This is a genomic window from Rosistilla carotiformis, assembly GCF_007753095.1.
In the GTDB taxonomy this organism is placed as follows: Bacteria; Planctomycetota; Planctomycetia; order Pirellulales; family Pirellulaceae; genus Rosistilla; species Rosistilla carotiformis.
The window spans coordinates 849,705-876,615 of the sequence record NZ_CP036348.1; the positions used below are offsets into that span (position 1 = coordinate 849,705).

The 26,911-nt window shown below is 56.8% G+C and carries 25 protein-coding genes, 1 tRNA gene and 1 pseudogene; 11 read left to right on the forward strand and 16 right to left on the reverse strand.

What is annotated here, in order from left to right; genetic code table 11:
* Positions 1 to 26: 26 nt before the first annotated feature.
* Positions 27 to 1,583 carry a sigma-70 family RNA polymerase sigma factor gene (locus tag Poly24_RS03065; RefSeq protein ID WP_145090277.1) on the reverse strand — a complete coding sequence of 519 codons (1,557 nt, stop codon included), beginning with the start codon at positions 1,581 to 1,583 and terminating at the stop codon, positions 27 to 29.
* Between the two features lie 672 nt (positions 1,584 to 2,255).
* On the opposite strand from Poly24_RS03065, the gene Poly24_RS03070 reads away from it, so the two are divergent.
* A complete protein-coding gene (locus Poly24_RS03070; protein ID WP_145090280.1) occupies positions 2,256 to 2,780 on the forward strand; it encodes a hypothetical protein in 525 nt (174 codons plus the stop codon).
* A 17-nt stretch (positions 2,781 to 2,797) separates the two neighbouring features.
* Here Poly24_RS03070 and Poly24_RS03075 read toward each other — a convergent pair whose 3' ends face one another.
* The 11 genes from Poly24_RS03075 to Poly24_RS26860 all read right to left on the reverse strand — a co-directional run bounded on the left by Poly24_RS03075 (position 2,798) and on the right by Poly24_RS26860 (position 12,093).
* Positions 2,798 to 4,015 (reverse strand): hypothetical protein, encoded by a 1,218-nt coding sequence (locus Poly24_RS03075; RefSeq protein ID WP_145090281.1) that lies wholly within the window; start codon positions 4,013 to 4,015, stop codon positions 2,798 to 2,800.
* 134 nt (positions 4,016 to 4,149) lie between these two features.
* Complete coding sequence (locus Poly24_RS03080; protein WP_145090284.1) at positions 4,150 to 4,932, reverse strand: class I SAM-dependent methyltransferase; 783 nt, start codon at positions 4,930 to 4,932, stop codon at positions 4,150 to 4,152.
* Between the two features lie 22 nt (positions 4,933 to 4,954).
* Entirely contained in the window at positions 4,955 to 5,485 is a 531-nt protein-coding gene (locus Poly24_RS03085) for a DinB family protein (protein ID WP_145090287.1), read from the reverse strand.
* Positions 5,486 to 5,572: 87 nt separating this feature from the next.
* Positions 5,573 to 7,351, reverse strand: a complete 1,779-nt coding sequence (locus Poly24_RS03090; protein WP_145090290.1) for an adenylate/guanylate cyclase domain-containing protein — start codon at positions 7,349 to 7,351, stop codon at positions 5,573 to 5,575.
* 7 nt (positions 7,352 to 7,358) lie between these two features.
* Positions 7,359 to 8,636, reverse strand: a complete 1,278-nt coding sequence (locus Poly24_RS03095) for a BaiN/RdsA family NAD(P)/FAD-dependent oxidoreductase (protein ID WP_145090293.1) — start codon at positions 8,634 to 8,636, stop codon at positions 7,359 to 7,361.
* 89 nt (positions 8,637 to 8,725) lie between these two features.
* A complete protein-coding gene (locus Poly24_RS03100) occupies positions 8,726 to 8,962 on the reverse strand; it encodes a hypothetical protein (RefSeq protein WP_145090296.1) in 237 nt (78 codons plus the stop codon).
* Complete coding sequence (locus tag Poly24_RS03105; protein ID WP_145090299.1) at positions 8,955 to 9,437, reverse strand: type II toxin-antitoxin system VapC family toxin; 483 nt, start codon at positions 9,435 to 9,437, stop codon at positions 8,955 to 8,957. Before Poly24_RS03105 ends, Poly24_RS03100 begins: the two co-directional genes overlap by 8 nt.
* Positions 9,438 to 9,495: 58 nt before the next feature.
* Positions 9,496 to 10,563, reverse strand: a complete 1,068-nt coding sequence (hflC, locus tag Poly24_RS03110) for a protease modulator HflC (protein ID WP_145090303.1) — start codon at positions 10,561 to 10,563, stop codon at positions 9,496 to 9,498.
* A gap of 57 nt (positions 10,564 to 10,620) precedes the next feature.
* Positions 10,621 to 11,661 carry an FtsH protease activity modulator HflK gene (gene hflK / locus Poly24_RS03115; RefSeq protein WP_145090306.1) on the reverse strand — a complete coding sequence of 347 codons (1,041 nt, stop codon included), beginning with the start codon at positions 11,659 to 11,661 and terminating at the stop codon, positions 10,621 to 10,623.
* 63 nt (positions 11,662 to 11,724) lie between these two features.
* Positions 11,725 to 11,895, reverse strand: coding sequence for a hypothetical protein (locus Poly24_RS26855; protein WP_197452286.1), 171 nt, complete (start codon positions 11,893 to 11,895; stop codon positions 11,725 to 11,727).
* Positions 11,896 to 11,934: 39 nt separating this feature from the next.
* Entirely contained in the window at positions 11,935 to 12,093 is a 159-nt protein-coding gene (locus Poly24_RS26860) for a hypothetical protein (protein ID WP_197452287.1), read from the reverse strand.
* Positions 12,094 to 12,233: 140 nt separating this feature from the next.
* Here Poly24_RS26860 and Poly24_RS03120 point away from each other — a divergent pair.
* From Poly24_RS03120 to Poly24_RS26865, 3 genes are all read left to right on the forward strand, one after another.
* A tRNA-Asp gene (locus Poly24_RS03120) sits at positions 12,234 to 12,307 on the forward strand.
* Positions 12,308 to 12,698: 391 nt separating this feature from the next.
* A complete protein-coding gene (locus Poly24_RS03125; RefSeq protein ID WP_231753446.1) occupies positions 12,699 to 14,360 on the forward strand; it encodes a peptide chain release factor 3 in 1,662 nt (553 codons plus the stop codon).
* A 291-nt stretch (positions 14,361 to 14,651) separates the two neighbouring features.
* A complete protein-coding gene (locus tag Poly24_RS26865; protein ID WP_197452288.1) occupies positions 14,652 to 14,813 on the forward strand; it encodes a hypothetical protein in 162 nt (53 codons plus the stop codon).
* Positions 14,814 to 15,254: 441 nt separating this feature from the next.
* Here Poly24_RS26865 and Poly24_RS27760 read toward each other — a convergent pair.
* Positions 15,255 to 15,581 (reverse strand): annotated as a pseudogene (locus Poly24_RS27760) (DUF4339 domain-containing protein); the annotation flags it as partial.
* A 464-nt stretch (positions 15,582 to 16,045) separates the two neighbouring features.
* Here Poly24_RS27760 and Poly24_RS03135 point away from each other — a divergent pair.
* Positions 16,046 to 17,635 (forward strand): NAD(P)-binding domain-containing protein, encoded by a 1,590-nt coding sequence (locus Poly24_RS03135; protein ID WP_197452289.1) that lies wholly within the window; start codon positions 16,046 to 16,048, stop codon positions 17,633 to 17,635.
* 548 nt (positions 17,636 to 18,183) lie between these two features.
* Here the strand turns inward: Poly24_RS03135 and Poly24_RS03140 are convergent.
* Complete coding sequence (locus tag Poly24_RS03140) at positions 18,184 to 18,972, reverse strand: low molecular weight phosphatase family protein (protein ID WP_197452290.1); 789 nt, start codon at positions 18,970 to 18,972, stop codon at positions 18,184 to 18,186.
* A gap of 80 nt (positions 18,973 to 19,052) precedes the next feature.
* Positions 19,053 to 19,574, reverse strand: coding sequence for a hypothetical protein (locus tag Poly24_RS03145; RefSeq protein WP_145090312.1), 522 nt, complete (start codon positions 19,572 to 19,574; stop codon positions 19,053 to 19,055).
* A 240-nt stretch (positions 19,575 to 19,814) separates the two neighbouring features.
* Here Poly24_RS03145 and Poly24_RS03150 point away from each other — a divergent pair, with 240 nt between their 5' ends.
* The 6 genes from Poly24_RS03150 (at position 19,815) to Poly24_RS03175 (ending at position 25,487) form a co-directional block, all read left to right on the forward strand.
* Complete coding sequence (locus Poly24_RS03150; RefSeq protein ID WP_145090315.1) at positions 19,815 to 20,039, forward strand: DUF1580 domain-containing protein; 225 nt, start codon at positions 19,815 to 19,817, stop codon at positions 20,037 to 20,039.
* A gap of 222 nt (positions 20,040 to 20,261) precedes the next feature.
* Positions 20,262 to 21,035 carry a hypothetical protein gene (locus Poly24_RS03155; RefSeq protein WP_145090318.1) on the forward strand — a complete coding sequence of 258 codons (774 nt, stop codon included), beginning with the start codon at positions 20,262 to 20,264 and terminating at the stop codon, positions 21,033 to 21,035.
* Positions 21,036 to 21,128: 93 nt separating this feature from the next.
* Entirely contained in the window at positions 21,129 to 21,440 is a 312-nt protein-coding gene (locus Poly24_RS03160; RefSeq protein WP_145090322.1) for a hypothetical protein, read from the forward strand.
* 34 nt (positions 21,441 to 21,474) lie between these two features.
* Complete coding sequence (locus Poly24_RS03165) at positions 21,475 to 22,584, forward strand: hypothetical protein (protein ID WP_145090325.1); 1,110 nt, start codon at positions 21,475 to 21,477, stop codon at positions 22,582 to 22,584.
* Between the two features lie 91 nt (positions 22,585 to 22,675).
* Positions 22,676 to 23,155 carry a hypothetical protein gene (locus tag Poly24_RS03170; RefSeq protein WP_145090328.1) on the forward strand — a complete coding sequence of 160 codons (480 nt, stop codon included), beginning with the start codon at positions 22,676 to 22,678 and terminating at the stop codon, positions 23,153 to 23,155.
* A gap of 124 nt (positions 23,156 to 23,279) precedes the next feature.
* Positions 23,280 to 25,487, forward strand: a complete 2,208-nt coding sequence (locus Poly24_RS03175) for a glycosyltransferase family 2 protein (protein WP_145090330.1) — start codon at positions 23,280 to 23,282, stop codon at positions 25,485 to 25,487.
* A gap of 443 nt (positions 25,488 to 25,930) precedes the next feature.
* On the opposite strand, the gene Poly24_RS03180 is transcribed toward Poly24_RS03175, so the two are convergent.
* Positions 25,931 to 26,581: a hypothetical protein gene (locus tag Poly24_RS03180; protein ID WP_145090332.1), complete on the reverse strand. Its 651-nt coding sequence runs from the start codon at positions 26,579 to 26,581 to the stop codon at positions 25,931 to 25,933.
* Between the last annotated feature and the right edge of the window lie 330 nt (positions 26,582 to 26,911).

Consider the following 26,911-nt stretch of genomic DNA (forward strand, 5'->3'; position numbering starts at 1 on the left):
ATTCTGGCGACCGGCGATTCAACATGCTAGTCGAGGAAGCCGACGAGATCTTGGCTGCGGCTAGGTTGCTGCAGCTTGCGAACCGCTTTGGCTTCGATCTGACGAATCCGCTCTCGCGTCACCTTGAAGATGTGCCCCACTTCTTCAAGCGTGTAACTGTAGCCGTCGCCAAGGCCGTAACGCAGTTTGATGATCTCGCGTTCGCGATAGCTGAGACTCTTCAGGACCGAATTGATTCGGCCGCGAAGCATCTCTTGAGCTGCACCGATCGCAGGGCTTTCGGCCGTGCCGTCGGGCAACAGATCGCCAAACTGACTGTCTTCGCTGTTGCCAACCGGACGATCCAAGCTGATCGGATAGCGGCTCATCGCCAACACCCGACGCGCTTCTTCAACGGTTGTCTCGGCGCGACGCGCGGTCTCTTCGATCGTCGGTTCGCGGCCGAGTTCCTGCAGCAATTGACGAGCGACATTCCGCACGCGGCTCATCGTTTCGACCATGTGCACAGGAATTCGGATCGTACGGCTTTGATCGGCGACCGCCCGAGTGATCGCTTGGCGAATCCACCACGTGGCGTAGGTGCAGAACTTAAAACCGCGACGATATTCAAACTTGTCGACAGCACGCATCAAACCTGCATTTCCCTCTTGGATCAGATCCAGGAAGGAGAGGCCACGGTTGCGATACTTCTTGGCGATCGAAACGACCAATCGCAAGTTACCTTCGCTGAGTTCACGCTTGGCCTGCTGGTATTCCGAATAAACGGTCTTCAGCATGTTGACTCGTTCACGCAAGCTCTTGGGCGTCTCTTGGGTGGCGACCATGATCGTACGGAACTCTTGCAACAAGCGATCCTTCAGTTCTCGGTCCTCTTTCTTGCGACCAAGCTTAGAGATCTCCGCTTTGAGATCGTCCAATCGTTGGCTGAATTTCTCCAGCGTGCCGATCATCGTTTCGATCCGCTGAGTCCGCAGGCCAAGCTCTTCGACCAGACGGACGGCACGTCGCCGGCGACGGGCGAGCGAACGCCAAGCGTCGGTGCGACGTTCCTTGGATTCCGACTTGCTGAGCGCGGTGCGGTAATCGCGTTGGTTCCGCTTCAGCAGAACTTCCAGCGTTTTCAGGTTGTGAGGCATCCGGCCGAGGATCTGATCTTTTTCCAATCGATCGGTTACCGAGACTTGCACGGTTCGGTCGAAGGGAAGCTCGCCATTGTTCACGCGGCGCAGCGTCTTAAACGCATTGCGAATCACGTAATCGCATTCGAGCAATTTAGTACGGAAGCGGCGGCGAGTCTCTTCGATTCGTTTGGCGAGCAGGATTTCTTCGCGGCGCGTCAGCAGAGGGATCTCGCCCATCTGCGTGAGGTACATGCGAACAGGATCGTCGGACCACGAATCACTCTCGACTTCGGCCAGCAATTCGTCCGGGCTTTCCAGTTGGACGTCGCCTTCGGCAACTTGTTCGGTATCTAAAGCAGTATCATCATCGGTATCATCATCGATAGGAATTTTACGAAACCCCTCCACGGCATCGTCGCGTGGGGAATCATCTTCAAAATCGTCCAACAGCGAATCGTACAAGTCCTTACTCCTGTGGGCTAATTATCTGGCTGTGGCACGTATCAGGCGGGGCAGCATCGCCTCCATAAAGCTGCCTCCACGTCACTCATTCATATCAGTGACATGTAACTTTACCACCCTTACGCGCGTCTTCGGCTCCCCGAAACCATTTGTTAAAACTTTGTAATTGCACAAACCTTCCGGCTTGATGTGGCAGCGCAATCTGTGCCAACGCGAACAGAAACACTCAAGTCTAGGTTCTCAATTGTGCTGCGGATGTGTCCCAATTTTTCCTGGACTCTAAGCCGGTAATCCCATGATCCCGAACCGTCGATCACGCAGTCACAAAGCGAATCACTCGCGAGCGGCTGATGCATGTCGCAGCGTCAATCGGCAAACTTCGATGAAGTCTTTCGATTCCCCGAAAACACACAGAACCCCCTAACGTCCACTGTCGTAGCACCTATACTCGCGAATCCCAGACGAGCGTGTACGGACGATCGAGCCCGTTGATAGAAGCGTCGGGAGGTAGGATGCAACCCGATTCACTCTGATTTGTTGAGCACGACAGCGGTTACTCGAATTCTAGTCACAAACACCCTACAGTCTAGTGTTAACGTTTTCAGGTTCGACTCGATTCGCTTGATAAATTTTGATGCCAAAGATTGATAATTAGCAGGAAAATTCGGACTTATGCACTTATTCACCTGCCCTTGCGGCGAAAGCTTTCCGATTTCCGCGGCGCAAGCGGGGCAGTCGATCGTGTGCCCCCACTGCAATCAATCGATACAGCTGCCGAAGCTGCGGGACTTGAAGCAATTGCCTTCCGCTCAAGTCGCTGAAGAGGCGTCTCCGGCCAGGGGGTGGTCGGGTGGCCAAGGGCTACTCTTCTCGGTTATCTTTGCTTGTTTGCTAGCATCGCTAGGTATGTCGGCGTGGTCGAGTTACCGCTGGTTGCAGATCGAAAAACCGCCGACGCGCGCGATGATGATTGCCACGGGTGAGAAGGAGATCGATACCTATGAGGCGCCGCAGTTGCTTGAGTTCTGGATGAACTACGGGCAGCCCGGAATGGGCGTCCGGCGGATGCCAGGATATGCGCAAGTCCAAGTCTATCGGGACAGTTGGAAACGCTGGGCATTCGTTTCGTATGCCGTCGCGACGGTCTGCTTGATCGGCTTGATCACCGTCAGCCGCAAGAAAGCGCCCGCTTCATAATCCGGTCTCTGGTGGGTTCAGTCTTCGAACTGCCAGGTCTTCGAAAAACGCGTTCGCGACCCGGTCCGAAGGATCTGCATTCCGGGGCGACTGACCAAGACAAGTGTTTCGGATAACCAACGACGGCCGACGAGTAGCGCCAGTTCGTCGGATGCCCATCCTTTCCACCGCGCCAGCTTTTTGAATTCGGGGTGCGCTGCGGTGAATTCACAAACGACGGTTTCCAATGCATCGGTTGCCGTTGCTTCGGAGCATTGCTGGCAACGCTGTTGATCGATCGCTAGCGGCGAAACGAGCCGCTGACACCACTCACATTTTTTTGCCAGATCGGCCAAGAATCGCTCATGTGTGATCGGACACGTGGTCAACAGGTCTGGCAGCACGGTCTTTCCAGTAACCGCGCATCGCTCCAGTTCGGCTTGCAAAGCTTCTTTGCCGGAAAGTTCGCAGTGCCCCAACGCTTCGCGCGCCGTGATCGTTCCCTCGTCGGTGCAAACGATGTTGTAGGATTCGATTCCAGTGATCGGGCATCGAAACAAAGGCGGATGCAGTCCCCCTCTTTCCCACTCGATTCCCCAACCTTCGAACGCGAGCGAAGTTTGTTCGCCCTGGTCGAATTGGATCCGCACTTTGCCAGCGACCCAGGGGGACCAAGCGACCGCGACGCCAATGGTTTGTCGGTTCGTCAGGCTGCCCATGGCGGCATCGATCCAAGCGGTCACGGTCGAACGGTCGCTCGCTTTTAACCGTGGTGCAACGGCGACCAAACGGTCGAGTTCCAGTCGGGCAGCGAGTTCGGCGGCTACCACGTTGCCATCGCGGTCGAACCAATGATGTTCGATTTCGGTTGCCAAGGTGCTGATCCGCAGGAACGGTCGCGGTTCCAGCGTGCAGCCCGCCAGTTGAACGCGCCCTTGGCGAATCTGGTAGGGCTTAAGGACGACCGTGGCGATTCCCGCAACGTGACTCGATTCGCCCGCCGCTTGAGCTTCGATCGCGCCCCCTGCGAACTGCCGCTGCAGATCCCACAGTTTGGCGCAATCGAGCGTCGATTCAATCGTGATTGCGGCAGCGGTTGGACGTTCGGTATCGGATGCTGGCGCGATGGGCAACAATTCGAGATTGCCGAGCGGATCGGCTTGCACGCGTAGCGACAATGCATCGGCAACCCACGCAATGTAATCACGTGCCGCAGCGTCGATACCCGTTTCGTTGAGAACTGTCGGATCCGCCATCTATCCAAGCTATGTCGCGCGTGATGTTGATGAAATCCCAGACTTCCAGTCTACCATCGCTATCTTTCGGTGGATACTAAATAAATGGGGCACCGGATAGCCCGATTGCTGGCAGCGATCGAGCTGCTGGGTGATCAGTCGCGCTTTCGCAGCACGTAGACGACATCTTCGCAGCTGGCGTCGACAGTGATCGGCTCCGAAACGTCGTAGCCGAAGTCGTAGGTGCCGACGATATCCCAGCTCCCCTCGGTATCGATAAGCGACTGGAATTGCTTGGGCGTATACGATCGCAGCCTCAGTTCGTCGGCGATCCGCTTCTGCCCCTTGGGAGTGAAGATATCAAATCGGATCCCAAAGCGTTCCATCCGCTTTCGCGGGGCGCGTTCGATGGTCCACATCTGTGTCACGATCGACAGATGTCCGCGCCGCGCCGCCCACGACTCCTCTTCGCTGGGGGCCGCCGCGGTGGGCGTCAGATGGATCCCGACCAGATAGATGCCTCCCTTTTTGGTCCCCGCCGCCATGCAACGCATGTGATCGTGAGCGGTCTGGGCAGTCGTCAGGTGGCGAAAGCTGTTGATCGTATTAAAGGCGAGGTCCCATTTTCGCTTCGGCTTGAAATCGCTCATGTCAGCGACCCAGGCCGTCGGTTTCATGCCTTTGCGTTCGAAACGCTTGTTGCAGAACTCGACAGCTTTGGGATTCAGGTCGATCCCGGAGACTTCGAAGTCGTGTTTGGCAAGACCGTACAACAATCGCCCGGTGCCGCAAGCTGGTTCAAATAGCCGCCGCGCCTTGCCGCCCAGATAGACGTCGTTGATGTCGCGGATGAAGCCCATCTCGGCGGCGCAGTCGGCGCCAAAGACCAGGTCGTAATACTTCGGGTGGTCGTAGATACTTTCGTTGACAACATCCACTGTGCTTGCTTCTTTCGCTTCGTTATCGGACGGGATTCAGGCCGAGCATCCGCCGCAGCAGACCGATCTGGCCGGCATGGATATGTTCGTGCAGCGGGCAAAACAGAATCGCCCCCAGTTTGTTCGGATAGACCGCGTAGGGCATGTCGATCGGTTCGAGCAGTCGCTGCGGCGAGCTTTCGGTCACGACCTCGATCGATCGTTGATGGATCGTGCTGAGTCGTTGCAGCAGTTCATCGGGCGTCGGCTGGCCGGCCGGATCGGCCTGGGGCGTCGTCCCGCGGCCGTACTTCTTGCGGAACGTGCCGGGGACCAATTCAAGGTCCTCGGGCTCGCGGCCGCGCTGCCGGAAGACCAGCAGGCCGTACTGCGAATAGGCGAGGTGGCCAACTTGCCAAGCGACGTGAGTCGGCAAGCCGGCGGGCATTTGAAACCACAATTCTTGCGGCGTGTTGTCGAGCAGTTCGAGCGTGTACTGGCGAGCAAATTCGATTTGCCCCACGGCCACCGCTCGGCTCTTCTCGACGGTTTCGATATCTAGCTGAACGCTCATGCGATAAAATTCCTTATTCACGCAACGCAAACTAACCGCGACGCGAAGCAGAATCCTAACTGGCAATCTCTGCTAGTGATAGCACCGTCAGTACTTCGGCAGGTCGATCACGCCGTTCCAGTCCGACGGCGCGACGCGGCCGTGTTGAGCGATATAGACGGTTAGAAAGTCTTTGGCGCGGTCCGCCGCCGGGACCGCGTGCAAGCGTTCAAAGGCATCTCCCCAACGCTTGTCCAACAGCGCGTCGAGCGCCTCTTCATAGGTAGCGATGTCGGCATCGGAGAGCCCACACAGCGGACCCTCGGGAGGCAGGATCTGGCTGACGACCAGCGGCGTTGCGATTCCGGCCGGTCGGACCCGCGCCAGCCGCCGGATCCGGCATGTCGTTGGCGGGACAAAGTCGCGGATGTATTGAGCGCTGATTTCGTCGACCAAGATCTCCGCCGACAACTGCTTTGTCATCCCTTCCAAGCGGCTGGCGAGGTTCACGACCGGGCCAAACGCTGTCACCTTCACCTGATCGACAGTCCCGATCCGCCCGGCGACAGCGCGTCCGCTGGAGATCCCAATGCCGCAGCGGAAATCGGCCAGTCGGCCATCGCTGCCGGCCGATGTGAACTCTTCGAGAATCGCCAGTGCGGCGGCGCAAGCGCGGCCGGGCGCATCGACTTGAGCAATCGGCCAGCCCCAAAAACCCATCGCCGCGTCGCCGTGGAAGTCGCCGATCACGCCGCCCGAATCGAGGATGTGCCGCGTCATCACGCCGAGCGCTTCGCTGACCCGTTCCAACAATTCCAACAGCCGACCTTGCGCCTTTTCGCTCTGCCGCGAGAACCCGCGGAGATCGCAGAACAGGGCCGACAGTTCGGTCTCACGCGGCGCTAACGCGTCTTCGGTCTCTTTGTTCCCCAAGGCGTTCATCACCACCGGCGCGAAGAACTGCTGCAAGCCGGCCTGGCGTCGCTGCAGGGCTCGCATGTCGCGGAGATTGCCAATCGTGGTCGCGACCAATTCGGAGAACTTTAAATCGTCCTGCAAGACGTCGGCAGCTTGCGACGCAGCGTTTCCAGCGGGGCCGTTGAACAGTCCCGCCATCGCTCCGGCGACATACAGACCGAGCCCGTCGGTCCCCGAGATCACGGGGACGCAGAAGGCCCAGTCGATTCCGTCGAGCTGCGTGAACTGCGACTCCCGGCCGCCGTTCCACAAATGCAAAATGCTCTCCCCCGATTCAAGCGACTTGCGGACCAAGCTGGCGCTGGGGGCGCGTTCCTGCGACGTCGGCACGCGGCTATCAAAATGCTGGACGCTGATTTCCGGAGTGTCGCTGCGATTGAGCCCGACGACGGCGACCGCCGATGCGCTGGGGATCCCTTGCAGCAGCACCGTCGCCACGCGAACCCATAGCTCTTGATCGCTGTTGCTGCCGGAGATCAGTTCGGGCAGCCGCCGCAGGACCTCGATCCGTTGGCCAGCATCGCGAAACGGATTGCGACGCAATTGTTGAGCGTCGAAGGCGTGTTGAGTTAGCTCGCCCTCGGGATCGGGCGAATCGAGCTGCGGGCGATCGACCAGGGTGAACGTTGTCGCGCCGACGACAAAATGTTCGCCGACCGAAATCAGAAACTCTTCGCTCTGCTGGCCCTTAAAAAAGATCGGGTTCCGGGCCGCGGCGATCCTGCGAATCCGCAGCTGTTTCCCCTCGCGCGTCATGCGCACATGTTGCCGCGAGATCCGATCGTCCCAGGGAATCGACCACGTCCCCGCGTCGCGACCCAACACGATCGGGTGGCTGGCATCGAGGTCGGAGACCGGTCGACGCCAACGGTCTTCGTTTCGCGAACCTTGGACAACCAGATCCAACATCGATTTGCTAACCTCCCGCGTCGGCGTCGTGAAGCGACTCGGCGGCGCTGCGACCGGCAACCGTTCCCGTGCTAAACGCCGACTGGAAATTATATCCGCCGATCCAACCGTCGAGGTCCAGGATTTCTCCGGCAATGTACAATCCGTCGACGATTCGGCTGTGCATCGTCCGCGGATCGACTTCTTTTAACGAGACACCTCCGGCGGTCACCTCCGCCTTTTTAAAGCCCCGCGTCCCTTGGATCGGCATCCGATTTCGCAGCATCCCCTCGACCAGCAGCCGCCGGTTGGCTCCGCTTAATTCGGCTAGCGGTTTCTCTCCCGCGACTTGAGCTTGCTCGATCAGCGCGCTCGCCAGCCGTCGCGGCAGGATTTCGCAGAGTGCTTTGTCCAGCTGGCGGCTCGGTTCGCTCGCACGTTTGGCATCGAACCAGCTGTTCAGCCGATCGTCGTTCCAGCCGGGCAACGCGTTGATCCGCAGCTCAATCGTCGACAGATCTTCGACGGCGGTGATCGCCCGGCTGACATCCATCGCCGTCGGGCCGGAGAATCCAAAGTGAGTGAACAGCAGCCCGCCGGTTCGCTGAGCCAGTTCACCCTTTTTCTTCGCAACGCCCGGTTTGCCTACGGTCACTTGGGCCTCGGGAAGCGTCAGCCCTTGCAGCTCCCACGTCCAAGCGCTGCCACCGACGATCGGGACCAGCGAAGGACGGGGCGTGAGGATCGTGTGCCCAAGTTGTTGCAGCCAGTTGTAGCCATCGCCGACGGTGCCGCAGCCTGGATACGACATTCCCCCCACGGTCACGATCACCGATCGGCAGTGCAGCGATTGGCCGTCGAGATCGACTCGGAATCCGGTCTCGGTGCGAGTCAGGTTTTGGACCGCCGCTCCCAATCGCAGCGTCGCGCCACTTTCGGTCATCCGGCGCTGCAACGCTTGGCAGACATCCAACGCCCTGTCGCTTTCGGGAAAGATCTTGCCGCCCGGTTCGACTTTGGTCGGGACGCCTAAGTCGCGGAACATTTGAACGACGTCGGTGGGAGAGAGTTCGGCGAGCGCTTGCCGCAGGAAGCGACCGTTCTTGCCGAAGGCTTCCATGATCCCGGCCGCATCGCAATCGTGAGTCACGTTGCAACGGGTACCGCCGGACATCAAGATCTTGACCCCCGCCTTGTTCGCTTTCTCCAAGACGCAGACGCTGCGGCCTCGGCGAGCTGCCTCGGCGGCGGCCATCATCCCGGCCGCACCGGCCCCAATTACTACGATGTCAAAGTCATTCTGCATTCGGGGCGTCACATTCCATCGTGCTCGGTCGTCGTGCGGACGTTCCCGATGCAGGTTTTTTTATTTTTGTTGTCGATGCGTGGCGAACTCTACTGCTCACCAAGAGGTGGCGATTTATGGTCCGCTGGCGAAAGCTTCCCGCCGCCGCTCTGCTGCATCGCCTGGCAATCCGTCGCGACTCTTTCGCCGCGTAGGTCGATCACGACCCGTCCGGATGCCTTCTCTCTTCGCTGCAGGTCGGCATAGATCCGATCGAGGTCGTTGTCGAAATCGGCAGCAAGCCGATGGCGTAGTTCGCGAATTTGATCGGTTATTGGGTTAGTCATCGGTTTCGTCCATCGGAAGTTCTTGCGGCGTACAGATCACAGGTGGCTCGAATCCCGCCTCGCGAATCACGAATTCGATCTGGTGCCGTAGCACGGCATTGGCGATATGCTTGAAGTTCCATGTCAACAAGTAGTCTACACCGTGAACCGAAGCAATTGCGATATGCAGGGCGTCACGGGGCTCTGAAGCGGGGACGGCCTTTGCTGAGATCAGGTTCGCTGCCAGTTCTCGGCATTCAGGAGTAATTGCAAGTAATCTGTGGTTGCTGATCGCCTCCAGGCGTTCTCGTGCCGCTGTTGGATCACCGGCACCGCATTCGTCCACTACGAGTTGTGAAACAACAAGCTCGAGACGAGTCGGTGCCATTGCCCACCAGGCACGAGTCAGTCGCTGTTGGGCCGCAGCAGCAGGATCCTTCAGGATTCTCCCAGCAACGTTCCCGACAATGGTGGTTTCAACGTACGCAAATGCCATTCATCTATTGTATCGGCGCTCAGCGACGAACGCACTGGAAGGGCATTGCCGTCACAGGCTACTTTTTCAGCGGCTCGAGTTTTTTCAGCAGTCCGAAAAACTCGCTGTCGGTCGTCAGGATCAAGCTGCTGTCCTTGGTGATCGCCTTTTCGTAAGCCTCCAGCGTGCGGACGAACGTATAAAATTCGCCCACTTCGTTCATCGCTTCAGCATAACTCTTGATCACGTCGGCGTCGGCCTGCCCTTTGGTTTCGCTAGCCTTCTGTTGTCCCTTGCCCTCGATACTCTGCACCTCGGCATTGGTTTCGTTGATGATCGCTGCTTTCAAACGTTCCCCTTCGTTGACGTTCCGCGCCGAGATCGATTCCCGCTCGGCGATCCAACGGTCGAACGTTTTGATGCGGACGCTGTCGACAAACGCGATCTGCGAGATCCCGATATCGATCAAGCGGATGCCGCGGCCGATCCCTTCTTGATCATCCTTGCTGGCCAGTCGACGTTGGGCTTCGATTTTGATCTGGTCGAGGATCTTGCTCCGACCGGCGAGGATCTCTTTCGAATTTGATTCGCTCTTCTCTTCCAGTTCGACCAGCATCTGTTCGGCTTGGCTCTCGCCGACTTCGGCAAGTTCGTCGTCCAGCAATTGTTGATCGCCCGAAAGGGTTAGGGTGCGGTTGGTGCTGCGGACGAGTTCGGCCAGATCGTATTGCGTGATCACGTCGCGGATCGCACTGCGGCAGATCTGTGCCACCCGTTCCTCGGCGTTTTCGATCGTCCGCAATCGCTGCACAAACGTGGTCGGCCCAGTCTCGGCATCGTCGATCTGCCACATCGCCCAAGGGATCAATTCGATCTTCTTGTCATCGCGCGTCGGCAGGTCGGGCAGCAGGAATCGCCGGCTGTCTCCCCAGAACTGACGCGTCTTGGGCAGTCGCCGAACCGTTTCGACGAACGGCAATTTGTAATAGACGCCCGGTTCGACTTTTTCGCGAGCCGGTTTGCCGAACCGCATCACAACTCCCATCTCGCGTTCATCGATCACGAAACAGAAGAAGGGGGCGAGGACGAGCAGGATTGCTAGGACGGCGAGTCCACGTAGTAGGTTGATCACAGTTTCAGGTTTCATCGTGGGTAGCTGCTTTATGTAGGAGAACTTTTGAACCGGTCGAACACGCGCGGCGGGTTACGGGGCGGTGGCCGTGGGGTTCAAGTTCAGCATGGGCAGCAGACCTTTTAAGTCGCTGTCGAGGATCGTCTTAGGGCCGCTTGTCGAAAGCACCCGTTCCATCGATTCCAGATACATCCGTTGTCGGGTCACTTCAGGAGCTTCTTTATAGCTCTCGTATTTCGACAGCAACGCGGCAATCTCACCAGCCGCTTCGGCGCGGCGGCGGGCAGCGTAACCCTCCGCTTCGCGAATCAATTTATCGCTGTTGGCCATCGCCGTCGGAATCATCTTGTTCCGTTCGCGCCGCGCCTCGTTGACCAATTGGTCGCGCTGTTGAATCGACGCGTTGACATCGTCGAAGGCGGGGCGGACGCGTTCGGGAGGCGTCACGCGTTGCAGCTGAAGGTCGACAACCGAAACGCCACATTGATAGACGGCCAATTGTGCGGTCATCTCCTCTAACGCAGCCGCAGCGATCTCGTTCCGCTTGCCGGTCAGGATCTCGTCGGCTGAGTAATCGCCGACGACGCGGTGCATCGTGCTGCGAGCGACCGCCAGGATCGTATCTTCGACCTGCCGCTCGTTGATGCTGAAGACATACTCTTGCGGGTCGGTGACTCGCCAAATGACGGTCCATTCGACCACCGCGGCAAACAGGTCACCGGTCAGGATCAAGGATTGCTCCTCTTCCATCTTATTGATTTTCATCTGCTGGCCGCGCGTGCTGGTATCTTGCGTGCCGGAGGGAAGCCGCAGACTTCGCTCGCTGGTGTCGATCAGGACGCGGCGGTCGATCCAGGGCAATTTGAAGTGCAGCCCGGGGCCGACTTCGCTGTGATACCGGCCGAATCGCAACACGACAGCGCGTTCGTATTCGCGAACCGTATAGACGCCGCTCCAGACGACGTAGATCACCAGCATCGCCGCCATCGCGATGATGCCGGTAGAGAGGACTTGGCGGGTGGCTTGGCGGATTTCATCGGGATCAAAATTCTGAGGCACAACTTGTTCCAGCAGTTTGCAAATGTGTGAAGCATCGCTCGCGTGAAGATTCATGCGAGCTATCGATCTTAGGCTTCAACGCGAACGATTCGGGGCGCAAAAAATTTGCCCGCCGGACTAGCGTTTTAGTGTCGAAGTCCGTAGCAACAAAAATCCAGCGACCACAAACAGCGAAGCGATGATGCCCCACTGAGTGGTATCCATTTTGTTGTAGTAGTCGGCGAGTTCGCGTGAGGCGCCACGCCACCAATCGTTGAAGCTAAATCCGAGCAGTAGTTTACCGAGCATAGCAGTTCCTTCACGGTTCGACAGGGATTGCAAGGGAAGTTAATTCTCCGTTGCGGCAACCACGCGATCTGCCATGTAGCGTTCCGCGGAAGTCGAATTCGGCGGCGACACCGTCAGCAAATGCAAGGTTTTTTGAGGCGAAAACGCTTCCGCCAGGTTCGGACCGGTGGCGATCAACGCAGCGGTCCAGTGAACCATAGCTCGCGCCAACTTGAGAAGTTGGTCGAGATGCAAAAAAATCGTTGAACCCACTATTTTCGATATTCGAAACGCAAGCTATACTTCGTCCGTCCAAGTGACGATGAGTTAAATCATCGCAAGGACCAAATGCCATCCAAGGCGCGGTAGCTCAATTGGTTAGAGCCCCGGACTGTCGATCCGGAGGTTGCGGGTTCGAGTCCCGTCCGCGTCGCTTCTTTCGACCCCACTGAATCCGCTTTTAACGTAGATTCCAAATTTTGTGGGCGAGTCGCGATTTTCCTGCTTTCTCGGACAACCCCTCTGTTTGTTCGAGAGTCTTTGTTGTCGGACACGCTGCGTTTTTGCTGTGCCCGTCTCGCTGTTCGCCTCGATTCGGTTTGGCTTCTTTGTCCCAAGCTTGCTGCGAGTGCTTGCTCAGGAACCGTTGAGAATGCCAAGTGATCGTCGTGGCCGCTGGCTTGAGCATTGCTACGGTGCTTCGCGCCAGCCGATCGTCGTATCAAGATAGCTGGTGGGATCATGATGGGAATGTCGTGAGCGGCGAGCCGAGTGCTGCAGGCACTTCCCAAGCATCAGCATCTGAAGAAAAATTGGTTTCAAACATGAGCACCAGTCCTACCCGTCCGGCCGCAGCCGCCAAGTCGTCTCATGGCGGTAGCGACGTTGAATCGCAGCGGATGCGTCGGCGAACGTTCGCCATTATTTCGCACCCCGATGCCGGTAAGACCACGCTGACCGAAAAATTGTTGCTGTTCGGCAATTCGATCGAGACGGCCGGTGCGGTTCGGGGCCGCAAATCGGAACGCGGGGCGACATCGGATTGGATGGATCTGGAAAAGCAGCGTGGGATTTCGGTCAGCTCCACCGCGTTGACGTTTGAATTTGCTGGATTCCAAGTCAATTTGCTGGATACTCCCGGTCACCATGACTTCAGCGAAGACACCTATCGAACGTTGATGGCAGCCGATGCAGCGGTGATGGTCATCGACCTCGCCAAGGGGATCGAGTCGCAGACCGAAAAACTGTTTCGCGTTTGTGCGTTGCGAAAAATTCCTGTCCTCACCTTCGTCAATAAAGTCGATCGTCGCGGTCGTTCGCCGTTGGAGATTCTGGACGAGATTGAACGCAAGTTCTCGATCGAGCCGGTTCCACAGAACTGGCCGCTCGGCAGCGGTGAAGATTTTCGCGGTTTTGTCGATCTGCAAGATGATTCCGTGCATTTGTTTGATGAACGCAATTCAAGTCGCCGGATTTCACCTAAGGTTGTCCAATGGTCCGACTTGGAATCGATCGAGCCGTCGATTGCCTCGGATCTGATCGAAGCGACCGGTGAGGAAGTGGATTTGGTGCGGATGGCGGGCGCGACGTTGGAGAGGGAGCGTTTTCTCGATGGTTCGCAAACGCCAGTCTTCTTTGGTAGTGCGTTGACGAACTTTGGTATCGAGCATTTTCTGCATGGGTTCCTTAAGCTGTGCCCGCCTCCGGGAACGCGACAGCAGGTCGAAGGGAGTCTGCCCGAAGCGTCCTCGAGTTTTTCGGGTTTTATTTTTAAGATCCAAGCCAATCTCGATCCTCGGCATCGCGATCGAGTCGCCTTTTTGCGCGTCTGCAGCGGGATGTTTCAACGCGACATGGAAGTCACCATCGCGCGATCGATGAAGAAGATTCGGTTGGCGCGCGCGTTTCGCATCTTCGGCCAGGATCGTCAAACGTTGGACGAAGCCTATCCGGGGGACATCATTGGTTTGGTCTGTCCAGGTGAATTCCGGCTCGGCGATACGCTGTGTCAGGACGAAATCATTCACCACGAAGGCCTGCCGCAGTTTTCACCGGAGTTCTTCGCAGTGCTGGGGTGCGCCGATACGTCGCGCCGTAAACAATTCGATCGCGGTTTGACGCAGTTGGTGGAAGAGGGCGCGATTCAGGTCTTTCATGATGCTCACGCCAAGCAACGCGAAATGATGCTCGCTGCGGTGGGGGAGTTGCAGTTTGATGTCGTCCGTTATCGGTTGGAGTCGGAGTACAATGCACCGACGACGTTAAGTTGGCGGCCCTACAAAATGGTTCGCTGGTTCAATGCCACCGCCGAACAAAAAGCGAAGCTTCGACTTCCTTTCTCGTCCAAGTTGGCGTTGGATCAGTTTGGGCAGGACGCCATTCTGTTGCAGTCCAAGTGGGATGAGAGTGTCCTGCATCGCGAGAATCCCGACATCCGATTTGAAGAGATGCGAGTCGCAAGCCACGAGCGGGCCAGTGGCAATTAGCACGCAAGCACGCTCCATGCGCCGGTCATTGCTGGCCCTTGTTTCCTGATCGGACCCGGTGAAACAAATCGCTAGGAATGGGGGTGGGCCAAACGGTGCGAGAGCACTGTTGGCGCAAGTCCAGGCCGGCACGACCTGTCGCGTGAAGAATGCACCGCAAGGTTTGCGGGCAGTCGTGCAAGAAAAAATAGCCGGAGCGGGACTCGAACTACCCAGCAATTTGCGGGGTCAAACGGCGCAGACGGCGAAGTTACCACTGATCTTACACCGATTTTCAGCATAACTGATCCGGTGGAAGCCGAATTGCTCTGTCGCTTCCGATCGCTGCCCCCTGCTGGCCGCGCTAAACTGCTGAGCGTCGCGAGCGACCTGGGAGCCGCGCAAGACGAAGGTGCCGTCGTGACCGGAGGAAGAGTCGATGCGATTGGGAAGCAAGCCAAGACGCCGGGATGATCATCGAGAACCGGAAAGTATCGCCAACCTTGCCGGAAACGCCGAACGCCTTACCGGCGGCACCGCGGGCTTTTTGTGAAACCGGTGGCAAATTTTCCACCGGTTTATCCTTTGATGGGCGACCGCTGTTTTGTTCGTGTCGCTCCTTCGCCCTCGCGTCGTAGATCTCGCGAGCCTTCGCCGCGCACATGGCACGCTGCGATGGCGTCATGTGTCGACGGTGAAGGTTGTGCGACAGGACGAGCTTGACAGGGTCGTCGTGGTTAATATCTTCCTCGCGAAAGTGATACGTTGTGTCATTTGCGACGCAGGTTGCAAAACACCCAGTATCCGATACCAAGCATGGCAGTAAGTATCGTTCCCAGGAAAGCGAACGTCAGTACGGCAGTGATACCAACATGTACGATCGCTTCACCACGTTCCATTGACGTCTCGGCAAGCTCATTGAACCATATGCCCTGGATGTAGACATTTCGCATTCGAAATAACGCCCAGCTTTGTGTGTAGGAATAAGCAGCCAAGCAGCGTCGCAGATCCGGCAAAGAATGGCCAGTCTCGCGATACCGCGGCCTTCACTTGCGACGTCGTGGGGCGGGAATCGGGCTTGCGAATACTTGGTGGAACGGAAGCACAAAGGGATTCGACATCGCTCACTTGCTGCCAGTCGCCAAGTGATTCGTGCCAAACGCGATCCGTTGGTGGCAGTCGACTTGCGACCGAGGCGTCTCGCAGCTTTTGCAGTGAAAAAGGCCCCTGTTGTTTTCCGTCACGCGCGAAATACTAATTGATGGCCAAAGGATCGACAAACGGTGGCGGTGCGATTGGTGGAGGCTGTGACATGCGATTTAATCCTGTTTGGTTTTGCCCGCACTGTCGCGCGGTTCACCACGTCGCGTGCTGGGTGCACCACAAAGTGGCAGGATACGTTCGCTACTTTAACTAATGCGTCGAACCGCCAAAAGTGCGACAAGTATTCTCATGAGTTTATCGATCTTTTGCAGATGGGGGCGGTGACACCCGATTTAATGAACGTTTGCTTACCTGTGCAACTGAGACGCTGAGCTAGCTCCAAAACGTTACTTCTCCAGCGCTCAATCACGCTATTGGCAAGAGTTTTCATCACCGAAATTTACATTGCTTGACGACATCAGTTTGCAAACCGGCAAAGGCGCTCAATAATTGATCTAAACAGCGGCTACGCAAAGCGCCTTGAGGCGTAGAATACTCGTTTTTTGGGAGCTATTGAAGCTATGTCGATCGACCGAGATTTCTGCATCATCGGGGCAGGCCCCGCTGGCCTCCAACTCGCGTATTACCTTGAAAAAGCACAACGGTCGTATATCGTGCTGGAAAAAGGTGATTCGCCAGGTACGTTTTTCAAAACGTTCCCACGACATCGCAAGTTGATCAGCATCAACAAGGTTCACACCGGACATTGCGACCCTGAAATCAATTATCGCTGGGATTGGAATGGGCTATTGTGCGATGACGATCGGTTTATGTTCCGCAACTACAGCCAAAAGTATTTCCCTCACGCGGATGACTTGGTCCGGTACTTAAAGGACTTTGCTTCGCTACAGAATTTGAGTGTCCAGTGCAACGTTGACATCCAACTCGTACAGCGCGACGCCGGTGGTTTCCGGATTCGCGATACCCAAGGCAACGAGTTTTCATGCCGCAACCTCGTGATTGCCACTGGTCTGTCGAAGGCGTACGTTCCCGAGATCCCCGGAATCGAATTGGTTGAACAGTACGACCAAGTGACGATGGATGCTGCTGATTTCGCGAACCAGCGAGTATTGATCATTGGAAAGGGTAATTCTGGATTCGAGACTGCCGACCATTTGGTCGAAACTACCGCGTTAATTCATGTAGCCAGCCCACACCCTGTCAAGTTTGCATGGCAGTCGCACTTCGTGGGTAACCTACGTGCAATTAACAACAATTTACTAGACACGTATTTACTAAAGTGCCAGAACGCCACGCTGGAAGTCGAAATCGGAAAAATTGAAAAGAACGGAAGCAAGTTTCTTGCAACGGTGAACTACCAACGTGCGATGGGGAGTAGCGAGGTAATCGAGTACGATCGGATCATCTGTTGCACCGGTTTTCGCATGGACCGCAGCATCTACTCCGAGGACTGCAAACCGGAAATGACCATTCACGATCGCTTCCCAAGCCTCGACAGCAGTTGGCAATCAGTAAATATTCCAGGCTTGTACTTCGCTGGTGCTTTAACTCAGTCACGCGATTTCAAGAAGACGGCGAGCGCATTCATACACGGGTTTCGCTACAATGTCCGCGCCCTGGCCAGCATTTTGCTAAATCGCCAATACGAGGAACCGATTCCCAGCCGGCCGGTAGCTCCATCGCCATTCGCAATGACCGAAGCCGTTATTCAGCGAGTCAATCGCAGTTCAGCACTGTGGCAACAGTTCAGCTTTCTTTGCGACGTCTTGATGGTCTCTCACGACGGCGAGTGCGTTGACTATTACGAAGCGCTGCCGTTCGACTTCGTTCACGATTCGTTGGCTGGTCAATATGAGAGATATTACACCGTCAGCTTAGAGTACGGATTTGGACCTGATGACGACCCGTTCAGAAGTAGCCGCGTTGCCCACACCGATGCGGAGGCGGCAGAGAATAGCACTTTCCTGCATCCGGTTATCCGTCGCTTTAGCAACGGAACACTGCTGGACGAACAGCATATCGTCGAAAATTTGGAAGCGAACTGGACCGACGAAGCACTCCATGTAACGCCGCTGCGCAATTATTTCGAGCGCACCTTGCCTCCCCGCACCGCGCCCGCAGCGATGAAGTGAGCGTGAGGCCCTTCCTAGGCCCAAGGCGTCAGCCGCAAACTTGAATGCGTCTGCTTAAAGGGGCTTATTTAACGTTGGCTGGTCGATGATAAAGTCGTTGTCATCAAGCACCTGTCAAATCGGGCGAGGTTTGGCTTGATCAATCGCTATGGACGCCATTTGGATCAGGTTTTCACTCTCATTGGATGTTGCGGTATTGCCCCGATTAAAATTCCCCAGTGCAACCGGCAGCAATAAGATACCGGCCACGAAGCTCGCGGGGAGCTAACCAGCCGACAACCACAGGGCATGCCGTCGTACATTTCTGCTGCTGCCCCGCCCCGGCATCCCAAGCAACTTCGGCATCGTGCAATGTGCCAACGTAAGGAGCAATGTCTGCGCCGTGATCCGCCAGTTTGGCGCATGTCGCTCAACCCGACAGGAATTAAAGGGAAGCGATTGTCAATGCATATTGAGTGGGCATCTTGTCGCTGAAGTCTTAGGAGTAGTGGAAAAACGAATCGTCGTTGTGAAATGAATGGCTGCGCGACAAGCTTGAACGTTTGTGATTACTTACCTGCAGGAACGAGTTCTCCATTGCCCAAATCACCTTTCGGCGGTGCAGGTGTGGCGCATTGCTTTGAATCCCCATTGCAGCCGTTCAAACGCTTCGACACTTCCAACATCACATAAAACATCTCTTGAGCAATTTGGAAGCTACGATCATCGTAACGCCTCGCCTCTTCGGGCGTGCCGTCTGCGAGCTTGGGATCTTCGTACTGCAGCGAAAACCTTCCGTCGGCACCACTCACCACAGGACACTGCTTATCAGCCTGCGAACAACACAGTATCGCCGCAAATCCAGATGTTGGATTGCAACGTGCTGAGAAGATCTTCGAAAAAGCTCGGATTGGCGGATGCAGGTCGGAATATTGCACCAGATAGGTTGGATTATCACCTTGCGAAGAGGCGACCGCGGAAAGGCCTGCACGCCGGAGGGCGTGTATCGTTCGGATGTTGCAAGCTGTTGCTTCCGTGCCTCCGGAATACGTTTCTACACCCGGCACGCTGTAGTGCGCTGCTGCCGTCTGGCACCAGATCTGAGCGAGATGGCTGCGGCGAGAGTTGTGCGTGCAGATGAAGACCAGCTTCGTGTGGGTTCCTCCTTTTGCTCGCGTCAGTACGTAGTCGACAACACCGTTGAGCAATTGTTTTCGGTCGTCTGTCAATGACGTGACCGATTCTTCAACCCCGCCAACAAATGAGCGAACGGGATCAATCAATTGTGCATTCGCTGGAGACCCAAACGCGGAAACAATGGTCGCTGCTAGAATCGAAATAGAGAGTTTCGGATTCATTGACGGTTACTGCCTTCACGGGGCTCGTGCGGAACGATTAAGAGCCGCGGCTGGCACCGCTGGCAACAAGTCTAGTTGGTTTATTTTCGCTGGTTGTGTGCCCTCCTGCAACACCCAGCTGTGATCATTGCAGCCACGTCCCACGTGCAAGTCTTTTCCGGGCGTCTGAGAACTTCTTTACGAAGCTGATCGCGCATGCCCAAAGTCGCTTCGAGAATGTATCCCAAGTGATCGACCAAACGGCCGGAGACGCCGAACACCTTGCCGACTTCGTCGCGGGCCCTGGCATTCACTTGTGGAAGATCTTCCTCAAGTGTTTTCTTTCCTGGTGCTGTGCCAGCGTGATCCCGCTGCCGCTCCTTCGCCCGCTGGTCGTAAAGATCGCGAGCCCGAAGAGCGCACGCTGCCTTTTCCGTCGGGCGCATGTGGCGACGGTGAAGGTTCTCAGACATGACAAAGGCGATTGGATCGTCGGGGTTCACTTCGATGGTGACCGGTTCACTCCCTGCCATCACCAGACGCGAACTTGTGCGGCGACTGTCGAACAAGGCAAGTATCCACTTGCCGAGTGTCGCAATCCATCGTCGTTGTGTGCGATTCAAATATTTTGGTATTTTGCAAGCTGCAGCTATTGTCACATAGCAGCGTAGCGTTAATATTGAAACGGCAGCAGAGTGTGAACGGAAACCCCGACGCAGCTGCCGAACGAACACAGGCATTGTTGCCAACTATCAGCTACCGAGAACCGGAGCCCGATCATCATCCTAATGGGATGTTGAGGTGCTGCGGTTTTTTTCGTTGGCATCGCTCTGGTCGGGCTCCACTACACTGGAGCACTCTCTATGACCAGCAGCTCTCATTACCTCCCCCTGCACTCTGCCGTCGAGCAGGTGATCAACGCTCCCGTCAATCGTGTAACAGCCTGGCGCTGGGCAACGCGTCCCAATCGATACGGTGTCCAGCTGCAGAGTTGGATAATCGGTGGAAAGCGTCGCACTACAGTCGCAGCCGCCGAAAGGTACATCGCCGAGTCGACCGCCGCCGCCAACGCAGCACCGCGGAGCTAGGTCGATGCATTGCGTCACCATACCCAACCACCATCGCGCATGCCTGCGCGAATCCCTCGCGACAGTTGCCCGTCGATGTGGGTTCACGCACTTGCCGCCGAATGACCAGCACCGCGCAATCGGCCAGCTGACCGAGCAACGCCGCGCAGAGGTGATGCGGCGTCTGGAAGCGATCCCAATGCAAATTCGGAAGCCGGTAACCGAAACCAGGGAGGCTAACGAGTGATTGGAAATTACTTCGTTGTCAGCCGCTCGATTCTCGACAACGTGGTCGCCTGTGACGACCAGACGCTCGGTCTGTGGATCCGCTTGCTTTCGACGGTTAATTGGAAGCGAGGGTTCTTTAAAATGCTGCCCATCGAGCCGGGGCAGGTGATCCTATGCGATAGACAGATGCAGGAGCGGCTGTACCCGACAGGGACAGCGCCAGCGGTCAACACGATCAAGCGACGACTGGAGCAGCTGAAAGACGCGGACCTGATCGCGATCGACACGTTGGTGATTCACGGCAAGGCTCATCGAGTTGTCACTGTCAAAAAGTGGCGGGACTATCAAAACACCGCATCAAAAATTGATGCGGACTCTAACGCGGAGTCTGATGCGGACTCTAACGCGGAGTCTGGTGCAGATAGAAGAAGGAAAGAAGGGAAGAAGGAAACAACCTCTAAAGCTCCGAGCGATGTTCATCGCACCGAGCAGGAACCTTCGGGGTTCTCCTTCAAAATCAAATCAGCCAGTGGTGAGCGGTGGCACCTCCCGAAAGCCAAGCTGGACGAATACGTGGCCACCTACGGCAACGCATCTTGGGTGGTTATGGAACTGCGCAAGGCTCGCCAGTGGTGCGAGGACAACGCTGCCAAGCGAAAGACCGCATCGGGAATGCAAAAGTTCATCGGCGGTTGGCTAGCGCGCAACAACGATCGACACAGTGCTGGGGCGTTAGCAACCTCGCACGGCTCCTACAAACCCATCCCCAAGCCACGGAGGGCCAACTGATGCGACTGCCAGCAGAACCGCCAACGCCCTAACGACTTTTTCCAAAGCGCCAAAAAACATGAACACCTATGTACGAAACGTAAGGATTTTCCAGTGACCCCCAAAGCCAACGATTTAGTTACTCAAACGCCCCTCGACACCCAAAAAGCGTTTCATGCCATCGAGCATGTAATCAAGGCGGGATTCGCTGCCCTAGGGGCGTCGCCGAAGGTGACTGTCGGCCACCAACAAAAGTCGAAGGGCCGCACGGTTACGTCCGACCGATGGACGATCACCGTCGAGTTTTGCGAACCCGATCAGCAGCGAAACGCCATCGTCGGGCTGCTGAAAAAACTCGCCGAGCATGACCCAGCAGCCCGCCAATATCTGTTCGATATGGGCGAGCCAACCACCTACCACGTTTAGTTTTTCTCCTCCCCTCCCGAAAGGACTTTGACCAATGACGAGCCCAAACCAAAAAACCGAAGCCGCCCTGACCGACATCGAGGCCCGGCAGCGACAGATTGCCGCCGACAAGGCCGCCGCAGACAAAGAGCAGGATGCCATCGACCGGCAGATTGCCCAGCTGCGAGAGCAGGCCGCGGCCAACGCCAAGGCCCAACACGAGTTGGATGAACAACGCGAACGCCTTGAACGCGAAGCCATCGACCGCCAACGCGACCTGCGACCTGATCACGTCGACCGCGAGGTTGCCTCAAGCGTTGCCACGGACCTGCTGGACGCGTTCGAGGCGGTTCACGTTGCCGAGGCCGACATGGTTGGCCCCGATCGTCGAGACGAGCGGCTATGGGACGCCATCGACGACGCCCGGTGTCGATTGCTTACGGACGACATTGCCGAGGATGCCCGCCTCGTCGTTCTGGCCATCGAAGGCGTGATTGATGCGTGCGACCTATTCGAGTCGTTCCGACGGCCCGAATTCCAGAACCCTCGCAATTCTGATGGCGAGCCGCTGCGAGATATCCGTGCTTGGGCGTTTCCGGAGCAGTCGGCGCTGGTTCGCAGTTCGCTGGACGAATTGCGGCGTGAGCTGTCTGGCGACGACGCCCCGAACCCGATCGAAGGCGTCGGCGAGTTGGTCGGACAAAACGTCACCTTCCGACAGATCTGCGAAATGCATGGCATGTTGCTGCCGGACGGTTCAGCCGACATCGGGGCGCTCGGGCAGTTGATCGAGCGGGCTTTGGGACGCGTTGGTTTCTATCGCGAGATTGCCGGCCGATCTCACCTTGTTCGCATGGCCGCGTTGAACGCCGCCGACGCCTGGGCGATGCGATCCAACAGCCTGGAGCGTCGACGCACAGCCAGCCACACGTTGCCGGGTTCTGCGGCTCGACTTGGGGCGTTGCGGCCTGGCCGCATGATGGAACCGCCAGCGCCCGACGGCGTTGACGAAGCCGAAGAAGAAGCGATGCTGGCCAAGCGTCGGGCCTTCCATCGCGCCAGGCTCATCAGCGATGCGGAGGCCGCAGCGGCAGCCGCCAAAGAAAACTTCAAGGTTGCGACAGCCGCCGATTGGGACTCGTTTGGACGCCGGTTTGCGAAATAGGCTTCCGGCAGAATTGCAGCGCCGTCGGCCAGTTCCGGCGGCGTTTCGACCAGCACAATTAACACCCGACACTACACTTTGAGGATTAACGATGATTGCTCCCGCAAACCCCAATGCCCCAACAAACGCAAGCGTAGTTCAGTATGATCGATTGCCCCTCGAGCGCTTCCCACTTCCCAGGCCGAACCCGGCGAAAGCCAAGCTACCGGAGCTTCGCCACTTGGCGGAACGCATTCTCTACGCCCGCGACGCGTGGGAAGAAGAGGCCGCGGAGCACGTAGCGTTCGAGATCCGTGCGGCGCACCGTCAAATTCGCGAACGCCGAACCACGAAAGCGTCGCGACCTCTGGCGATTGCGATCTATGTGCTGCACGTAACGGTTGACGTGCAGGGCGATGGCACTTCCCAGGATTTGCTGGACGCTTGCGATGGCTTCATCACAGACCTGCGGTCGTTATTTCACCTCCGAAGAGAACCACACGTTCGGGACGCAGAGAGTGTCCTTGGCTACCTTGGTGCCGACTCGTTCGAGGACGCATGGGATGCGATCGGTGAATTTTATTGGGACTAATGCCTCGCAACCGCAGTGCCGCCCCAAGGCTGCATAGGCCCTGGGGCTTCGAATACCTGACCAGCAAACACATTCCCGACGACCGAGAACCGGAGTCACCTAACACACCTTGAAAGGCCGACTCATGCCCAAACCCACAATCTCTATCTGCATTCCGCTGCGATTTGCAGGAAAAGGCAAAAGCTACCGCATCCGAAATTGGATCGTCTGCGCCAACGAGCTATCAGCGCTTGCTGCGCGACACGGCAGCATCGAAATCATTGCCGTTGAGTTCGGCACGACGGAATACGCCGCCAATTTCGAGCACATTACACGCGTCCCAGGCACTGGCGAATTCAGCCGCAGCCGCGCACGCAACCAAGCATGGCGAGCCGCCAGCAGCGATCTGCTTTGCTTCGTAGATGCCGACTTCCTAATGCATCCCGACCAGTGGGACAAAGCGATCGAGGTGGCTTCGCAATACGATGCCTGTTCACCCTACACGCAATTCCAACGCCTAGGAGAACGCAAAACCAAGCGACGCGCGATTGATTGGTCTCATTGGAATTGGTCGATGCCCATCGACACACACAACGGCGGAAAAGTGCCGTTCCGACGCGCCAACCTTGCCGGCGGAATCATGTTTTGCACGCGTGATTTCATGGAAGAGATTGGCGGTTGGGATGAAGACTTTCGAGGTTGGGGCTCAGAGGATACCGCGGTCGAAAGGGTAGCCGTCCAGGGCGGGTTCAACATTGGCTATGTCGACGGCGATGCCCTTCATATGCATCACCCAGTCGTCCGCGAGGGCCGAAAGCAAACCAAACTCGTCTGGAAGCGAAAGTACCGCCGACGCAAACCCAGCCTGCACGCTGAAGGCAACCACAAGACGCTTGCGACTCCATGCCCCGATTACCCATCGCGAGGTTTGCCCGAAAACAACCACCCGCCGATTACCGACTTCGTTGCGGTTACATCCCTATCGCCGTCAGCGGATCGAACGGCACGACAGCGTGAATGTCTCGATACATGGAGGACATTTGGGTTGTCGATCGTCGCTGTTCAGTCGCCGGCCGAGATTGTCGCGATGCAGGATTTGTATCCACAGGTCGACGAATGGGTAGCGTCGGATGGCGATGGTGCGCCGCGCATCAATGAGCTGCTGAGCGTCGCCATCGATCGAGACCAACCGATTTTGATCGTCAATTCTGACATCGAGATCCGTGGCGCTCAGTCGAGCCTGCTGGACGCGATCACGCCGGGCCACATGACTTGCGGCATACGACACAACTACGACCGCAATTGGTGGCAGGGCAAACGCGAGCGTTGGGGGATCGATGCGTTTTACATTGAGCCGGAAACCGCCAAGACGTTCCCGCTGGTCGACCTGCGGATCGGCAAGCCAGCCTGGGACTACTGGATGCCATTTCACTGCGACCGCCACGGCATCGGATCGCGTTGGATCGGTTATGGATTGTTCTTTCATCGAAACCACAGCCAAACCTGGAGCAAGGCTGACATTGCGGAGCAGGTCAAAAAAATCAATCGCATCTACGGCGCTGGCGTCGAGACGGCGAGGCAGCACATGCCGTTTGGTAGTCGCTACCAGAAACGAGAGCACACGCCTTCGAAGCTGACAATCTTCGCCAAGACGTGCAAGAAAGACCTACCGTGGCTGAAACATTGCCTGCGGTCGATCGACCTGTTCTTCAAAGAGGCCGGACGGTCGATCGTATTGGTAGCCGATGAGGATTGCCGCCCCGAGCTTAGCCGGTGGCGATTGACCAAGGAACACGTTTTCTATGTCCCATCTGGCAAATACGGGTACTTGCAGCAGCAAGCGTTGAAGCTGCGTGCGCATCACTTCACAAGCAGCCCGTATGTGCTGTTCATCGATTCGGACACGATCTTCACGCAACCTTGCGGCCTCGGAGACTTCATCGATGCCGATCGACCAATCTGCCATCGAAAGCCATACGCCGACATCAACGACGGTTCGGAGAAGTGGCGGGCACCAACGGAAGCCGTTGTTGGCGAACCCGTTGAGTATGAATACATGCGGCGAATGCCACTGCTGTATCGCCGCGAAACGCTGGCGTTGACGGAGCGGATGTTCCCAGACCTTGCGCGGCAGCTATTTGACGGCGACCTTGCGAAGAGCAACAACGACAGCTTCCATGTATTCAGTGAGTTCAACTTGCTAGGGGCCGTGGCGGCCAAGCATCACTCACAGCTGTATGCGTGGCGCGACGACGATCCCGACAAGACGGTCGCAAAACAATACTGGAGCTGGGGAGGGCTGGGGAAGTCAATCCGCGATGAAATTTACCGAACGCTAGAGCGATCAGCATGACACCGTGTCTCAGCGGGCGGAGGATCGGCAGCGGGATCACGCTGGCACGGCCCCATGAAAGAAAACACTTCCGGAACATTTACCGGGAGTGAAAAGGGACGCTCGCGACGAAGTCGGAAAGGCTTTCGGAGTCAGCGGAAAGCCGATTGATCTTGCTGCCAGGGTCCGCAAGAACGGCGTCCCTGAATTGGTTGAAGCTGTGCGATCTGGCCGCATGGCGGTTGGGATGAAACCTTCAATGGCTGGGGGGAGACGAGGACAACGCCTTGGAGGAAATGGCAATCGAAGGCGGATTCACAATTGGATGGGGTCCATTCCGTTTGTGCACTTTCCATATCCCTGCTTCGCGAGAAAACGCACGGCACAACAAACACAAGTTTTGACGCGAATATAGATCGAAAAGCTACGAGCAAATCCAAGAGCAGCGACGGGTGTAACAAGGGTTAGCGTTCCCAGACGCCAGGTTCATCGATATGCCACAGGTGGCGATTTTTGGGAGTATTCCAGTAGAACCTTGTGGCTGTGAGCCAGTGGAAGGTGCTGTTGTCAATTTGCTCCAGCAAAACTCCGGTGGCGTCGGTGCGCACCTCTCGATGTATACCTCTGTGGTTAGGGGCAGTGTCCTCCCATTTGCCATCACTGATTTTTTTAAACACCCTACCGCTCTCGCATACAAACATTGTCCGCGACAACGGCTTCTTACTATCGTCACGTTCCCTTTTGATCTGAGCCTGCACAACATCGAGCCGTCCGATTGTCGTGAAAAACTCCCGTGCTTCCTTGTCACTGAAATCCAGCTTGAGAACCTCGGTCCACGCTTCAGTCGCTCTCGTCAGTTGACCCTTGCCAACCTCAAAACGCGCGATCTGTTTCAGCCAACCGATGGCTTTTGCTTCGGCGTCTCGCGTCGCCTTCAAGTGCGCGGCTTGGATCTCGGTAAGCTTGCCGTCCAATTCCTTCGTGCGGCCGCTGAGTCGCTCCATCGCCTCATCAACACTAGCCGGAGACTCTTCCAGGACAATCGCTGGCTTCCCGTCGTCAGCACACGCAATACCGCACGCAAAAGCCAAAATCAGAACGTAGGTCAATCGCATTATGCACCACTCCCACTACTTGTTTTTGTTCGGATAATCGCCGAACCATGATACACCGCTGCTGCGATCCAGGGGCACCTGACTGGAATTTTCTTGCCACCAAAATACGGCAATTCCTGCCATGCGACAGAGTTATCAGTGCCGCTCAAAATTGCTTCGCGAAAGTTTCTTGACTGCGGTGATGCACCCGATAAGCTGCTGTCTGCCAATGGTCTGGATACTCAATTACAACCCGTCGCAATAGCGACACGGATGGAGAATCACATGAATGAATCAAAGCTAGTGCCGCTATCCGAAGCGGCAGCTATCGTTGAACGCATCGCCGGAACC